12 protein-coding genes are annotated in these 15,089 nt (G+C 59.1%); 11 read left to right on the top strand and 1 reads right to left on the bottom strand.

Annotated elements, in window-relative coordinates:
- Positions 1 to 4: 4 nt before the first annotated feature.
- Genes EK369_RS20025 through EK369_RS19985 form a run of 9 tightly spaced genes read left to right on the top strand, consistent with a single transcriptional unit; the run spans position 5 to position 10,641 of the window.
- Positions 5 to 1,102 (top strand): branched-chain amino acid ABC transporter permease, encoded by a 1,098-nt coding sequence (locus tag EK369_RS20025; protein WP_127116051.1) that lies wholly within the window; start codon positions 5 to 7, stop codon positions 1,100 to 1,102.
- Positions 1,099 to 1,863 carry an ABC transporter ATP-binding protein gene (locus tag EK369_RS20020; protein WP_127116050.1) on the top strand — a complete coding sequence of 255 codons (765 nt, stop codon included), beginning with the start codon at positions 1,099 to 1,101 and terminating at the stop codon, positions 1,861 to 1,863. The genes EK369_RS20025 and EK369_RS20020 overlap by 4 nt, the downstream gene beginning before the upstream one ends.
- The gene (locus EK369_RS20015) at positions 1,860 to 2,633 is read left to right on the top strand and encodes an ABC transporter ATP-binding protein (protein WP_127116049.1); all 774 of its coding nucleotides are present in this window, start codon (positions 1,860 to 1,862) and stop codon (positions 2,631 to 2,633) included. Before EK369_RS20020 ends, EK369_RS20015 begins: the two co-directional genes overlap by 4 nt.
- A 4-nt stretch (positions 2,634 to 2,637) precedes the next feature.
- Complete coding sequence (locus EK369_RS20010; RefSeq protein WP_127116048.1) at positions 2,638 to 4,521, top strand: AMP-dependent synthetase/ligase; 1,884 nt, start codon at positions 2,638 to 2,640, stop codon at positions 4,519 to 4,521.
- 54 nt (positions 4,522 to 4,575) lie between these two features.
- Positions 4,576 to 5,736, top strand: a complete 1,161-nt coding sequence (locus EK369_RS20005; RefSeq protein WP_127116047.1) for an ABC transporter substrate-binding protein — start codon at positions 4,576 to 4,578, stop codon at positions 5,734 to 5,736.
- Positions 5,737 to 5,794: 58 nt separating this feature from the next.
- Entirely contained in the window at positions 5,795 to 6,973 is a 1,179-nt protein-coding gene (locus EK369_RS20000; protein WP_127116046.1) for an acyl-CoA dehydrogenase family protein, read from the top strand.
- A gap of 4 nt (positions 6,974 to 6,977) precedes the next feature.
- Positions 6,978 to 8,078: an acyl-CoA dehydrogenase family protein gene (locus tag EK369_RS19995; RefSeq protein ID WP_127116045.1), complete on the top strand. Its 1,101-nt coding sequence runs from the start codon at positions 6,978 to 6,980 to the stop codon at positions 8,076 to 8,078.
- Between the two features lie 25 nt (positions 8,079 to 8,103).
- On the top strand, positions 8,104 to 10,194 hold the full coding sequence (locus EK369_RS19990; protein ID WP_127116044.1) for a molybdopterin oxidoreductase family protein: 2,091 nt from the start codon (positions 8,104 to 8,106) through the stop codon (positions 10,192 to 10,194).
- 57 nt (positions 10,195 to 10,251) lie between these two features.
- Positions 10,252 to 10,641 (top strand): RidA family protein, encoded by a 390-nt coding sequence (locus EK369_RS19985; protein WP_127116043.1) that lies wholly within the window; start codon positions 10,252 to 10,254, stop codon positions 10,639 to 10,641.
- A gap of 55 nt (positions 10,642 to 10,696) precedes the next feature.
- On the opposite strand, the gene EK369_RS19980 is transcribed toward EK369_RS19985, so the two are convergent.
- Positions 10,697 to 12,295 carry a phosphoenolpyruvate carboxykinase gene (locus EK369_RS19980; protein ID WP_127116042.1) on the bottom strand — a complete coding sequence of 533 codons (1,599 nt, stop codon included), beginning with the start codon at positions 12,293 to 12,295 and terminating at the stop codon, positions 10,697 to 10,699.
- Positions 12,296 to 12,659: 364 nt separating this feature from the next.
- Here EK369_RS19980 and EK369_RS19975 point away from each other — a divergent pair, with 364 nt between their 5' ends.
- Entirely contained in the window at positions 12,660 to 13,361 is a 702-nt protein-coding gene (locus EK369_RS19975; protein WP_127116041.1) for a response regulator transcription factor, read from the top strand.
- 8 nt (positions 13,362 to 13,369) lie between these two features.
- Positions 13,370 to 15,088, top strand: coding sequence for a sensor histidine kinase (locus EK369_RS19970; protein WP_127116040.1), 1,719 nt, complete (start codon positions 13,370 to 13,372; stop codon positions 15,086 to 15,088).
- The last annotated feature ends 1 nt before the right edge of the window (position 15,089 follow it).

Below are 15,089 nucleotides of genomic sequence, written 5' to 3'. Positions count from 1 at the left end.
GACGATGCGTATTGTTTTCAAAACCGACTACATGCAGGACATTCGGCCCTGGAAAGACACCTATCAGCTGATGCTGTACATGATCTTGCTGGCTGTGGTTATCGCGGCGCCGATGTTGATTGACGACTTCTACCTTGGCGAGCTGACCAATGTGCTGATCTGGGCGTTGGCGGGCATGGGGCTGATGGTGCTGACCGGTCACACTGGGCAAGCCAGCCTTGGCCACGCGGCCTTTCTGGCCTTTGGGTGCTACGCCAACATCATCATGATGGAGCAGGGCGTCCCGTTTATGGTGGCCTTTCCTTTGGCGGGTTTGTTGACCGGGTTGGTCGGCGTCATCATTGCCATTCCGGCGCTGCGTTTGCACGGCATCTACCTCGCTATTGCAACGTTGGCGATGTCGATCCTGACCGATGACATCATCGTCCTGACCGAAACCTGGACCGGCGGTGTCAGCGGCAAATATGCGCCGCCCGTAAATGTCTTTGGCTTCGACATCGACCGCTGGGGCACCCCGAAAGAGTTTTATTATCTCGTGCTGGGTGTCGTGGTGATCGTGACGCTTGGCTACATCAACCTGATGCGCGCACCTTTGGGGCGCAGCTTTATCGCGGTGCGTGACTCGGAAGTGTCGGCACAGGCGATGGGCGTCGACATAGCACGGACCAAGGCAATGTCATTCGGATTGTCCTGTGCGGTCACCGGATTGGCTGGTGCGCTGATGGGGTTGTTCGCTGGCGCGTTCAACAACGAGACCTTTAGCGTGATCATCTCGATTGAATTGTTGATGATGATCGTGATCGGCGGCCTTGGCTCTATTCACGGCGCGTTTCTGGGGGCCATTGTCATAGGCTTCCTGCCACAGTTCCTTTCGATCTCGAAAGAGTGGGTCGGGGCGCTGTTTGGTGGGTCTTCGGTTGCTATTCCGGGTCTCGAGTTTGGTGTCTTCGGGTTTATCCTGATCCTGTTCATCCTGTTCGAGCCGATGGGCATCTATGGCCGCTGGCTCAAGATCCGCACTTTCATCGAACTGTTCCCCTTCTACCGGAAAGACATGTTCAAGCGTCAGAAATCCTATCTGAAAACGGAGCGTCTGAGATGAGCTTTCTTGAAGTCAAAGACACGACGCTCAAGTTTGGCGGTGTGACGGCGGTGGACAACCTGTCGTTCAGCGTCGAAGAGGGCGAAGTGTTTGCCATTGTTGGCCCCAACGGGGCGGGCAAATCGACGGTCTTTAACCTGATTTCGCGGTTCTACGATCCTATTGCCGGGTCTATCGTGTTCGATGGCCATGACCTTTTGAAGTCAAAGGCCAGCGAGGTTGCAACCTTTGGCGTGGCGCGGACCTTTCAGAACATCGAGTTGTTCGATCAGGCGACCGTGTTGGAGAACCTGCTGGTGGGACGGCATCGCCATCGTGGCACGAACTTTGTCAGCGAGCTGTTCTTTACACCGTCCGTAAAGAAGCAAGAGTTGCAGAGCCGCCATTTCGTTGAAGAGATCATCGATTTCCTCGACCTGCAGGCCTACCGCGAGAAACGCATCGCCGGGTTGCCTTATGGTGTGCGCAAGGTGGTCGAGGTGGCGCGTGCGCTGGCGACCGATCCAAAGCTTTTGCTGCTGGACGAGCCAGCCTCGGGACTGTCGGTGGAAGAGACCACGGACATGCGTTGGTGGATCGACGACATCCGGCGCCAGATGGGGATCACGGTTCTCATGGTCGAACATGACATGGGGCTGGTGTCCGGTGTTTCCGACCGCGTTCTGGCAATGGCGGATGGCGCGAAACTGGCGCTGGGCACACCGCAAGAAGTACAATCCGATCCGGCCGTGATCGAAGCCTACCTGGGGCATGTGGCATGAGTGAACCCATTCTGAAAATCCGCAATGTCGAAAGCTTCTATGGCCCGATCATGGCCATAAGGGGTGTGTCGCTGGACGTGCATCAGGGGCGCATCGTGTCGATCCTGGGCGCCAATGGTGCTGGCAAGACAACCCTGATGAAGACTGTTTCGGGGGTCATGGACCCGGAAAAGGGGCAGATCATCTTTGAAGGGATCGAGATCCAGGGGCGCGAGCCGCACAAGATCGTGCATGACGGTATCGTGCATGTGCCCGAGGGGCGCGAGGTGTTTCCGCTGCTGACGGTCGAGGAAAACCTGGCACTGGGGGCCTATACCCGCAGTGATTCAAAAGGCATCGAGCGGGATCGTGAGATGGTCTTTGACTACTTCCCGATCCTGAAAGAGCGCCGCAAGCAAGAGGCCGGAACCCTGTCAGGGGGTCAGCAGCAGATGCTGGCGATTGGTCGGGGCCTGATGGGCAAACCCAAGGTGATGCTCTTGGACGAGCCGTCGCTGGGGTTGTCGCCATTGCTGGTGCAGGAAATCTTTTCGATCCTGAAGCGCCTGAACGAAGAGCAGAACATGACCATGATGCTGGTAGAGCAAAACGCCAGTGCCGCGCTGGAGCTGGCGCATGATGGCTATGTGATGGAAGTGGGGCGTATCGTGATGGATGGCACCGCCGAAGAACTGCTCAAGTCCGAAGACATCCAGAACTTTTACCTGGGTGTTCAGGAAGAAGGCGCGCGCGAACAGCGCCGCTGGAAACGCAAGAAAACATGGAGGTAGGCAAATGAACGTGCAAACCCCTCTGAAGTCTGCCGTGATCAACGGTGTGACCTATAACGCAGATGCCGGGCAGCGCCCCGTTCAGGTGGATGGCTGCATCACCATTCCGGGTCTGTTCAAGAAACGTTGCTCGGAACTGGGTACGCGGACCGTTCACCGGGAAAAAGACCTCGGGATCTGGAAGGCCTATAGCTGGGAAGACTATTGGACCCGCGCCAAGTGGATTGGCATGGGGCTGCGCAAGCTGGGCATGAAGCGCGGCGAAGTGGTGTCCATCCTATCGGAGGACCGCAAAGAGTGGGCCTATTTCGATATGGGCATCCAGTCGGTCGGGGGCATTGCCTCGGGCGTCTACACCACCGACAGCGGCTCGCAGCTGACCTATCTGGTGAATGACAGCGACAGCCGGTTTCTGGTTGTCGAAAACGAAGAGCAGCTGGACAAGTTCCTGTCCAACGAGGCGGAGATGCCGGGGCTGACCAAGGTTATCATCCTTGAGGATGAGGGCCTGCACGACCTCGATCATCCACGCTGCATGCTGATCGACGAGCTTTACGAGATCGGCAAGGCCGCGGACGCCGAAGCGCCGGGGGCCTTCGAAGACGAGATCGACAAGACCCAGCCCGGTGACACGGCGCTTTTGATCTATACCTCAGGCACGACCGGCATGCCCAAGGGCGCGATGTTGTCGAATGAGAACATCATGGCCGCGATCGAGGCTGGCGCGCGCAGGCTGCAATGTCTGGAGACCGACAACCAGCTGTGCTTTCTGCCGCTCTGTCACATCCTGGAACGCGACGTGTCGATCTATTTCCCGCTCGCGGCGAAATGTGTCGTGAACTTTGCCGAGAGCCCGGAGACAGTGTTCAACAACCTGCAAGAGGTGTCGCCCGATACCTTTACGGCCGTGCCGCGGGTTTGGGAGAAAATCTATTCTTCCGTGCTCATTATGGTTCAGGAGGCAACACCTTCGGGTCGTGCGGCCTATGCCATGGCTATGAAGGCCGGGGCGAAGCGCGCAGACTACATGCTGGCGGGCAAACCCGTGCCAGCCGGCGTGGCGGCGAACTATTGGCTGTGGGACCGGCTGGTCCTGCGCAACCTGCGCCGGATGCTGGGCTTTGACAACATGCGCCGGGGGGGCACCGGCGCGGCCCCGATCTCGCCAGAATTGCTGAAGTGGTACTGGTCCATCGGCGTGCCCCTGGTCGAAGGCTATGGCATGACCGAGACGGCGGGTCTGGCGACGATGAACACGCGGCATGAAAACACCGTGGGCACCATCGGCAAACCGATCCCCGGCTATGATCTGCGCATTGCCGAGGATGGTGAGATCCAGACCAAGGGTCTGAACAATTTTCAGGGCTACTGGCGCAACAACGAAAAGACCGCCGAGACCTTCACCGATGACGGTTGGTTGCGGACCGGGGATGTGGGGCGCGTGGATGAAAGCGGCTTTGTCACGATCACCGGGCGTCTCAAGGACATCATCATCACTGCAGGCGGCAAGAACATCACCCCTGCGGAAATTGAGAGCCGTTTGAAGTTTTCGCACTATATCTCTGATGCAGTCATCATCGGGGACCGACGTAAATTCCTGAGCGCTCTGATTATGATTGATCAGGAGAACGTCGAGAAATACGCTCAGGACAACAAGGTGCCGTTCTCGAACTTTGCATCGCTCTGTGCGGCGAAAGAGGTCAAGGATCTGATCGACGCTGAAGTGCGCGCTGTGAACAAAGAGTTCGCGCGGGTCGAACAGATCAAGGATTTCCGCCTGATCGATGTGTTGTTGACGGCGGAAGACGAAGAGCTGACGGCGACGATGAAACTGAAGCGGTCCTATGTCGAGAAGCGCCACGCGCATCTGATCGAGGACATGTACTAGGAAAGACAATACGGAAGCGCAAAGAAGATCGAATTTACCAACGGGAGGAAAACAATGAAAACATTGGTAAGAAAACTATCGCTGGCGGCGGGTCTGACCGCGGCAGCGACCATGGCTTCGGCCGAGGCGCAGGGCGTTACGGACACCGAAATCGTCATCGGTTCCGTGAATGACCTGTCTGGCGTTTTTGCCGCCGTAGGGGTGCCCGCGACCAAGGGCGCGAACCTCTATTTTGACAAGGTGAATGCCGCGGGCGGTGTGCATGGCCGCACCATTCGGTTCATCACCGAGGACCACGGCTACCAGATGCCGCGCGCGATGCAGGGCTATAACAAGCTGCTGAACCGCGACAAGGTGTTCGCGATGATGCAATCGCTGGGAACGCCCATGAACATGGCCGGTTTCAAGCTGCTTGACCCCAAAGGCATTCCGAACGTTGCGCCGCTGACCGCGGCACGCCAGATGCTGCAAGACCCGATGCACAACAAGTTCACCTCGTTCTCGACCTATGTCGATCAGGCGCGTGTGGGCGTAAAGTACCTTGCCTCTGAATTTGGCGGCACCAAGGCCTGCGCCATGTATCTGCCGAACGACTTTGGCAAGGAAATCCTGGAAGGTGCCAAGATGGGGGCCGAAGAGGCGGGCATCGAGTTTGTCGCGGAAACCACGCACAAGCCGGACGAAAGTGATTTCGTCGGTTCGCTGTCGAAACTGAAGGAAGCAGGCTGCCAGGTCATCGCGGTTGGCGTTCCTGTCCGTCAGGCGATCACCATTCAGGGCACGGCCAAGAAGATGGGCCTGACCGACATGAAATTCCTCGGCACTTCGGCCAGCTTCCTGACGGTGGTTGCCAAGGTTCCGGGTGGTGTGACCGAAGGCTTCTATGCGGCGGCCAGCTGGCAGGACCTCTGGGCGCGTGCCTCTGACCCTGCTCCGGCGGCCTTTATTGCTGAGTACAAAGAGGCCACAGGTGAAGACCCGGTAGGGTTCTCGATGCTGGGCTACAGCGCAGCAAGCCTCGTGGTGCGTGCTCTGGAAGCGGCAGGTCCCGAACTGACGCAGGAAAGCTTTATCGCGGCGATGGAAACGCTGGACTTTACCGATGAGCTGGTCGGCAACCACATCGACTATGGCCCCGATGACCACCAGGGTGCGAACTCGGTCTATGTATCGGTCGTGAAAGACGGCAACTGGGCGAAGGTCCACGAAGAGTAATCTTCATTTGGCGGGCGCCCGCGTCGGCGCCCGCCAACCAAAAACTTCAGGTGACAAAATGACGGATTTGCAGGAGTTCCGCGCCGAGACACGGGCGTGGCTGGAAGAGAATTGCCCAAAGGAAATGCGCCAGCCGATGTCCGAGGCGGATGTGTGTTGGGGCGGGCGGAACTGGGTGTTTCAGTCAAAAGCGCAAGAGCAATGGCTGGAACGCATGGCCGCGCGCGGCTGGACCGTGCCGACATGGCCTGAAGCTTATGGCGGTGCGGGGTTGAGCGGGGACGAAGACCGTGTTCTGAAAGAAGAGATGGCGCGTATCTCTGCACGCCCACCCTTGCAAAGCTTTGGTATCTGGATGCTTGGGCCGGCGCTGCTGGAGTTCGGCAGTGAAGAGCAAAAACGTCATTACCTGCCGCAGATTGCACGGGGTGAGGTGCGCTGGTGCCAGGGGTATTCCGAGCCCGGTGCCGGGTCTGATCTGGCCTCTTTGCAGACCAAAGGTGTGGATTGCGGTGAATACTTTGAGGTGTCGGGGCAGAAGATCTGGACCTCGTATGCGGACAAGGCCGATTGGATTTTCTGCCTTGTACGGACAGAGCCGGAGGCCGCGAAACACAAAGGTATCAGCTTCCTGTTGTTCGACATGACCTCGCCGGGGGTGTCGACGAGCCCGATCCAGTTGATCTCGGGGTCTTCGCCGTTCTGCGAGACGTTCTTTGACAGCGTGAAGGTGCCAAAAGATCAGATCGTAGGAGAGCGTGGCACGGGCTGGACCATCGCCAAGTACCTGTTGACCCATGAGCGCGAAATGATCGGGGCCACAGATTCTGCGTTGTTTGGCAGTGATGATCTGGTCGAAGTGGCGCGGGATGCGCTGGGCGTGGATGATCAGGGGCGGTTGGACGATCCGATCCTGCGCGGGCGGATCGCGGACTTCCTGATCGACGAGATTGCCTTTGACGCAGAGCTGGCGCGGGCGAAGTCGTGGATCAGGGCTGGCAAGCAATTGGGCGCGGAAAGTGCGACGTTGAAATACACGGGGACCGAGCTGAACAAGCGCCGCCAGGAGTTGATTATGGCCGCTGGTGGGCTGGCCGCGCTGGAGTGGGACTTTGCGGATGCGGCGGGGGACGAAAAAGCGTCACTCTGGCTGCGCTCCAAAGGCAACTCGATCGAGGGTGGCACATCCGAAGTGATGCTGTCGATCCTGTCCAAAGCGGCTCTGGAGTTGGGATAAGACCATGCGATTGATGAGCGAAGAACAAACGATGATCCGCGACATGGCGGCGGGGTTTCTGGACGAAAAGGCTCCGGTGGATGCCCTGCGCAAGCAGCGCGACAGCGGCGGCGGATATGACCGCGCCCTGATGGGCGAGATGGCAGACATGGGCTGGTTCGGCATGTTGCTGGACGAAGAGTCCGGGGGCGTCGATATGGGCGCCGAGGCTGCCGGTTTGGTGGCCGAAGAAATGGGCCGTCGGTTGTCGGCCTCGCCCTTCCTGTCGTCGGGGGTGATGTCCGCCGTTGTCCTGCGGGCAACCGGCGGCGCAGACTGGGCCGCTAAACTTGCCAGCGGAGAGGCCGTGGTTGCGATGGCCATTGACGAGCGGGTCAAACACCGCCCGGACGCGATTGCCACAACCGCCGAAAAGTCCGGCAATGGCTTTGTGTTGAACGGTGCCAAACGCTTTGTCAGCGACGGGGCCGGGGCGGACCGGGTGATCGTGACCGCCATGACCGAAGACGGGTTGGGCCTGTTCCTGGTTGATCCGGGGTTGGAGGGCGTTCAATCACGCGCGCTCAAGACCGTGGACAGCCGCGACGCTGCGGACCTGCGATTTGACAACGTTCAGCTGGACGGCGCGGCCCTTTTGGCGATGGGCGATGCCGCACAAGAGGCGCTGGATGGCGCTCTGCGGGTTGGTCGCGCAGTGGCCTCGGCGGAAATGGTCGGGGTGTCCAAGGAAATGGCCGAGCGCACCAATGCCTATCTGAAAGAGCGCAAGCAGTTTGGCATCGCGCTGTCGAATTTTCAGGCTTTGCAGCACCGCGCGGCGGATCTGTATACGCAGATCCAGACCACGGATGCGGCTGTTGCTGCGGCCTTGCGCGCGATTGATGAGGGCAGCGATGACGCGGAGCTCTTGTCGCGCGTGGCCAAGGCCAAGGCAGGCAAGACCGCCTCGCTCGCGGTGCGGGAGGCGCTGCAGATGCATGGCGGTATCGGCATGACGGATGCGCTGGACATCGGTTTATTCATGAAAAAGGCTCGCGCCTGCGCCGAGTATCTTGGTGACGGTGAGTGCCACGGAGATTGGTTGCTACGCCAGCGTGGGCTTTAGGACGCGAAGAGGGAGGGGGGGACCTATGGGAGACCTGCAGACACAACACAGGACCTGCAACATTTGCGAGGCCATGTGCGGGCTGATTGTCGAGCATGACGGAGAAAACGTCCTGTCGATCAAGCCGGATGTGAATGATCCGTTGTCACGCGGGCATATCTGCCCCAAGGCGGTGGCTTTGCAGGATTTTCGTACTGATCCCGACCGGATCACGGCACCGATGCTGAAAGTGGATGGCGTGTTTCAGAACATCACCTGGGACGAGGCCTATGACATCGCCACCGAACGGTTGCGCGCCGTGCAAGAGGTGCACGGGCGCGACGCGGTGGGGGTCTATCTGGGCAATCCCAATGCGCATAAGTTCGGCAACCTTCTGAACCTGCCCGCGCTGGTCAAGGCGCTGGGCACGCGGAACCGTTACAGCTCGGCCACGGCGGATCAGATCCCGCACCACGTGGCCTCGATCCACATGCTGGGGCATCCGATGCTGATCCCGGTGCCGGATGTGGAGCGCACCGATTTCATGCTGATCATCGGCGGCAATCCGGTGGTGTCCAACGGCTCGATGATGACCGCGCCGGGGTTTGGCAAGCGTATGGAGGAGATCAAGGCGCGGGGCGGACGAGTGGTCGTGGTTGATCCGCGCCGAACGGAAACGGCCGAGAAGGCCAGCGCGCATCTGTTCATTCGCCCGGAAACCGACGCGTTTCTGATGCTGGCGCTGATCCACGAGATATTTGATGCCGATCTGGTCGACCTTGGTACGCTCACAGGCAAGGTCAAAGGTGTGGAGGCGCTGCAAGAGGCGGTTGCCCCCTTTACCCCCGATCTGGCGGCAGAGCGGACTGGCATTGCGGCGGCAACGATCCGTCAGCTGGCAAGGGATTTCGCAAACAGCCCTTCGGCCGTCTGTTACGCACGCATGGGGGCCTCGACCCAGAGCTTTGGGGCGCTGTGTCAATGGGCCAACAATGTGCTGAACATCCTAACTGGCAATTTTGACCACGCAGGGGGGGCGATGTTCACCACGCCTGCGCTGGATTATGTGGGCATGACCAGTCGCAAGGGGCGGGTGCGCAGCTATCCCGAGCGCCGCTCGCGGGTCTCGGGGCAGCCGCTCTATAACGGAGAGTTTCCGATCTCGGTGATGGCCGAAGAAATGGAGACGCCCGGTGATGGGCAGATCAAGGCCTTGGTCTGTGTGGCGGGTAACCCAGTGTTGACCGCGCCCAATGGACGCCGCATCGAGGCCGGGATCGAGGGCCTGGAGTTCATGCTGGCCATCGACATTCACGTCAATGACACGACACGCCACGCCGACCTGATCCTGCCGGGCACTGTCGCGCTGGAAGAGGACATCTATGACATGGTGTTCCACAGCTTTGCGGTGCGCAATACGGCGGCGTATGCTCCGGCGATCTTTGCGCCACCCAAGGGCAACCCGAAAGAGTGGGAAGTGATCGCGCGGCTGACGGCGCGTTTGACCGGGGCCAATCAGATCGGGCCATCGCCGGAACAGGTTCTGGGGATGTTGCTGCCACAGGGCTATCACGGCGACAGCATCAGTGTTGAGGCATTGCTGGAGGCAGGGCAGAGTGTGGACCTTGGACCGCTGGTGCCCAACATCACCGAGCGGCTTGAGACGCCGGACAACATGATTCAGCTGGCGCCAGAGGTCTTTGTTGAGGACCTGCCACGGCTCTTGGCCTTTGCGCCCGCGCAGGACGCGGCCTTTCCTTTGCAGATGATCGGTCGTCGCCAGGTGCGCAGCCACAACAGCTGGACCCAGAACAGCCCACGGTTGGTCAAAGGCCGCAATCGCTGCACGGTTGAGATCCACCCGGAAGACGCAGCGCGGCTGGGGATTGAAGACGGCGAGGACGTGCTGATCCGCTCAAGAGTGGGGCTGGTGACGATGCCCGCCGAAGTGACCGAAGCCATGGCGCCCGGTGTCGTGTCGATCCCGCAGGGATGGGGGCAGAAAAACGGCCGGATCAATGCGGCGTCGGCGCAACCCACTATTTCGATCAATGATCTGACGGATGATGCACGGATTGACCCGATCAGCGGCAATGCGGCCTTTAACGGGGTGGCGGTGGCGCTACAGCCTGCCTGAGATTGACATCCATCCCGGCGCGGTTTCCTTTGGTCCCGTCCAGAGGAGGCCGCGCCTATGAAAGCCCTGAACCCAGCACGTATCGCCCCGCCTTTTGCGGCCTATAGCCATGGGATAGACGCCGCTGTCTCGCGGGTTGTCGTCACAAGTGGGCAGTTGGGGTTAGCGGCAGATGGGTCGGTGCCGGAAGGATCGCAGGCGCAGGCACAGATTTGTTTTGACAATATCGACGCGATCCTTGCCGAGGCCGGGTTGAACCGGTCGCATATCTTGCGGCTCAATGCCTTTGTTACGGACCGTGCTCACATGGCAGGGTACATGGCGGCGCGGGACGCTTACTTGGCAGGATTGAACGTTCTGCCTGCCTCGACGCTGGTGATCGTGTCGGGGTTCACGCGCGAAGAGTTTGTGGTCGAGATCGAGGTTACCGCAGGGGTGCCCGCGTAACGAAAAGCCCCGGCCAAAACGACCGGGGCTTTTGAAAGGTCTTCAAGCGAAACGCTTAGCCGATAGCGGCGGCTTTCACGTCGTTGTCGATGTAGGGCAGATACTGTTCGAAGTTCTTCGAGAACATCTCGACCAGTTTCGCGGCCTGACGGTCATAGGCGTCGCCGTCGTCCCAGGTGCGGCGCGGATCAAGCAGCACTTCGGCCACGCCAGGCACGTCAACCGGAACTTCAAAGCCAAAGTTTGCGTCTTTGCGGAACTCAACCGAGCTGAGGCTGCCATCAAGGGCTGCGGTCAAGAGCGCGCGGGTGGCGCGGATCGGCATGCGAGAGCCGGTGCCGTAGGCGCCGCCGGTCCAGCCGGTGTTGACCAGCCAGCAGGTTGCGCCGTGTGACGCGATCTTTTCACGCAGCAAGTTGCCGTAAACCTCGGGGCGGCGCGGCATGAAAGGCGCGCCGAAGCAGGTCGAAAAGGTTGGCTCGGGCTCGGTCACGCCACGCTCGGTGCCGGCCACTTTGGACGTGAAGCCAGACAGGAAGTGGTACATCGCCTGAGCAGGAGTCAGGCGGGCGATCGGAGGCAGCACACCAAACGCGTCACAGGTCAGCATGATGATGTTCTTGGGGTGGCCACCGACGGCAGTCGACGAGGCGTTCGAGATGTATTCCAGCGGATAGGCACACCGCATGTTGGCGGTCAGGCTGTCATCGTCGAAATCGAGCTCTTTGGTCTCTTCGTCATAGACCATGTTCTCGATCACGGTGCCGAATTTCGAGGTCGTGGCGTAGATTTCCGGCTCGGCCTCTGGGTTCAGATTGATGGTCTTGGCATAGCAGCCGCCTTCGAAGTTGAATGTGCCGTTGTCAGCCCAGCCATGTTCGTCGTCGCCAATCAGAACGCGGTCGGGATCCGCCGACAGCGTGGTCTTGCCGGTGCCCGACAGGCCGAAGAAGACGGCGGTGTCGACGGGATTGCCCTTGGCGTGGTTGGCCGAGCAGTGCATCGGCATGATGCCTTTTTCGGGCAGGAGGTAGTTCAAGAGCGAGAAGACCGATTTCTTGTTCTCACCGGCATATTCGGTGCCGCCGATCAGGATCAGTTTCTTGTCGAAATTCATCGCGATCACAGTTTCTGTCCGACAGTTATGACGCTCTGGGTTCGCCTGGAACGACGGGCAGTTGATAACGGTAAAGTCAGACACAAAATCATTCAGGTCTTCGCGGTCGGGACGGCGCATCATGTGGCGGATGAAGAGGTTATGCCAGGCCAGTTCCTGAACGAAGCGTACGTTGATCGAGTGGCGCGCATCGGCGCCACCAACGAGGTCCTGCACGTAATAGTCTTTACCCTTCATATGCTCGACCATGTCGGCATAGAGGTTGTCAAAGCCTTCTGAAGACATCGGCGCGTTGTTGTCCCACCAGATGGTGTCTTCGACGCTGGGGGACTTGACGACGTGCTTGTCCTTGGGCGACCGGCCAGTGAACTTGCCGGTAGAGACGAGGAACGCGCCGCCGTTGCCCAGTGTGCCTTCTCCGTTCTTGAGCGCGGCTTCGATCAGCGCGGGCTCCATGAGGTTATAATAGACATTGCCCAGCCCATCGATCCCTTGATCTTCGAGGCGGAATTCCGGGTTTACCCGTCCAAATGTCATGCTCTAACTCCTGTAGCCGCGTCCAGTGAGGCGGCGGTTTTCCTGTTCTTGGGCGCGTTCTTTGCACCCTTCAGCCAGACTCGGATGGCTGATGGGGCGCTCTTAACATGACGCTTCTGTGAAAGAACAGGACGCTTTAGCGCAGTTAGCGCAACCAAGTCGAAGTTAGCGCCATCACGGCAAAGATTGGCCGGAATGTATGCAGAAGAGTGAGTCATTTTAGCCATTCCTAAGGGAATTCGGGCTGAAATGAGGGGTGTTTGAGGCATGATTCGCACTTTGGGATTGATCTAAATCCCTCAAAAGGCTCATAATGGCCGGAAAAACAGACAATAAAATAAGAGCAGTATAAGGACTCATACCAATGTCGAAGATCGCTTTGGTGGATGATGACAGGAATATTCTCACATCCGTTTCCATGACCCTCGAGGCAGAGGGTTTTGAAGTCGAGACTTACAATGACGGCCAACAAGCTCTGGATGCTTTCAACAAGAAGCTGCCGGATATGGCCGTTCTGGATATCAAGATGCCGCGTATGGATGGCATGGATCTGCTGCAGCGCCTGCGCCAGAAAACATCGATGCCGGTTATCTTTCTGACCTCGAAAGATGATGAGATCGACGAGGTGCTTGGCCTGCGCATGGGGGCGGACGATTACGTCAAGAAACCCTTCTCACAGCGTTTGCTGGTCGAGCGTATTCGGGCGCTGCTGCGCCGGCAGGACGCAATGGACGGCACCATCACTGGCGATACCGAAGACGCCAAGGTGATGGAGCGCGGTGATCTGGTCATGGACCCGCTGCGCCACTCGGTCAGTTGGAAGGGCAATGACGTCACATTGACTGTGACGGAATTCCTCTTGCTTCAGGCGCTTGCACAACGGCCCGGTTTCGTGAAAAGCCGCGATCAGTTGATGGATGTCGCTTATGACGATCAGGTCTATGTCGACGACCGGACGATCGACAGCCACATCAAGCGTTTGCGCAAGAAAATGCGCACAGCCGACGATAATTTTTCGGCAATTGAGACGCTGTATGGCATCGGCTATAGGTACAACGAAGAGTAAGCGGTGACATGGCTCTGGCCGAAAGGATAGACGTGCGCGACATGGCCCAAGGGCGGGATGGCGACGTTGTTTTGGGCGACGATTGGGTCGCGCCCGAAGCCAATGTTGAAAACGAGATGCGGGGGCGACGCGAGCGGCGGCGCCTTTTGCCGCTGTCTAAGTCGCCACTGACACGCAAGATCATCACCTTCAACCTGATCGCATTGTGCGTTCTGGTGGCCGGAATCCTGTACCTGAACTCTGCCCGCGACAGCCTCGCGGTGCAGCGGGCTGCTGGATTGATGTCCGAAGCGCGGCTGATCGCGGGCGCCATCGAGGCGCAGATGCCTGCAGGGGCACCTGTCAATCTGGCAACCGGTGATGGTGTGGATGTCGACACAACGCTCGGCCACCTCCCCATGAACCAGGGCACGTTCCTGTATGTCTTTGATGCCAATGAAACCTTGGTGGGCATGGCGCAGGGAACCGAAAGCGCCGAGGCGGCCAAACGGTTGGCAGAACGACCCGACGGCACGCCTCTGACAGGGGCAATGAACTGGATCTGGGGCAAGGTCGCCGGCGAAGAAGACCTTGTTGAACTGCGCTTGCCCACCGTGGCAGAGCAGGCGACGATCCTGTCTGGCAAAGCCGCACAAGGCGAAGAAATCCTGACAACTCTTCGTGGCCCGGAAGACAGCACCGTGTTTGCGGTGGCAACCCCCTTCGAGCAGAACGGCACCGTCGTCGGCGTTGTGGTCCTGACCAGCGCTGCCGGTGAGCTGGACCAGATGGTGCGCAGCGAACGCGAGCGCGTGCTGCAGATGTTTGCCATTGCGACCGTGGTCTCCATTGGCTTGTCGATGGTTTTGGCCTCGACCATTTCCAACCCGCTGTCAGATCTGGCCGCGGCGGCAGAAATTGGGCGTGACAATGACCAGCGCACTGTGAACCCTGGCCGGGTTCGTATTCCTGACCTTACGGCGCGCCCTGACGAAATCGGAAGATTGTCGGGCGCTTTGCGAGGCATGGTGTCGGCGCTTTATGACCGTATCGACAGCAACGAACAGTTCGCGGCTGACGTGGCGCATGAGATTAAGAACCCACTGGCCTCATTGCGGTCCGCGGTTGGATCGCTGCGCATGGTCAAAAAGGAAGAGCACCGCGAAAAGCTGCTGGATGTGATTGAACATGATGTGCGTCGCCTGGACCGGTTGGTCAGCGATATCTCCAACGCTTCCCGGCTTGATAGTGAGCTGGTGAAGGAAGAAGAAGAACGCTTTAACCTGCTCGAGATGATTGGCAATCTGGCCCAGTATCTGGGTGAGGATGCCAAGTCGAAGGGCATTGATTTTATCGCCGATCTGCCGGAATCAGCCATCCACATTCAGGGTCTCGAGGCACGGCTGGCACAGGTTTTCGTGAACCTTATCACAAATGCCATCAGCTTCTGTGAAGACGGCGATGCCATCCGCATTTGGGCGCGTCGCCGTGAGAACCGGGTCTTGGTTGTGGTTGAGGATACAGGTCCGGGTATTCCGGATCAGGCACTCTCCAAAATCTTCAACCGCTTCTATTCGCAACGCCCCGAGGACGACTTTGGCAACAACTCGGGTCTGGGTCTGGCAATTTCAAAACAGATTGTCGAAGCGCACGGCGGCGTGATCTGGGCTGAAAACATTCGCCCCACTGACGCCGACCCGACATCCGATCCTCTGGGTGCGCGTTTTGTCGTTGGTCTGCCGGTCTAGG

It is taken from the genome of Shimia sediminis (assembly GCF_003990645.1).
Taxonomy (GTDB): domain Bacteria; phylum Pseudomonadota; class Alphaproteobacteria; order Rhodobacterales; family Rhodobacteraceae; genus Shimia; species Shimia sediminis.
This window is presented reverse-complemented; position numbering and strand designations above follow the sequence as displayed.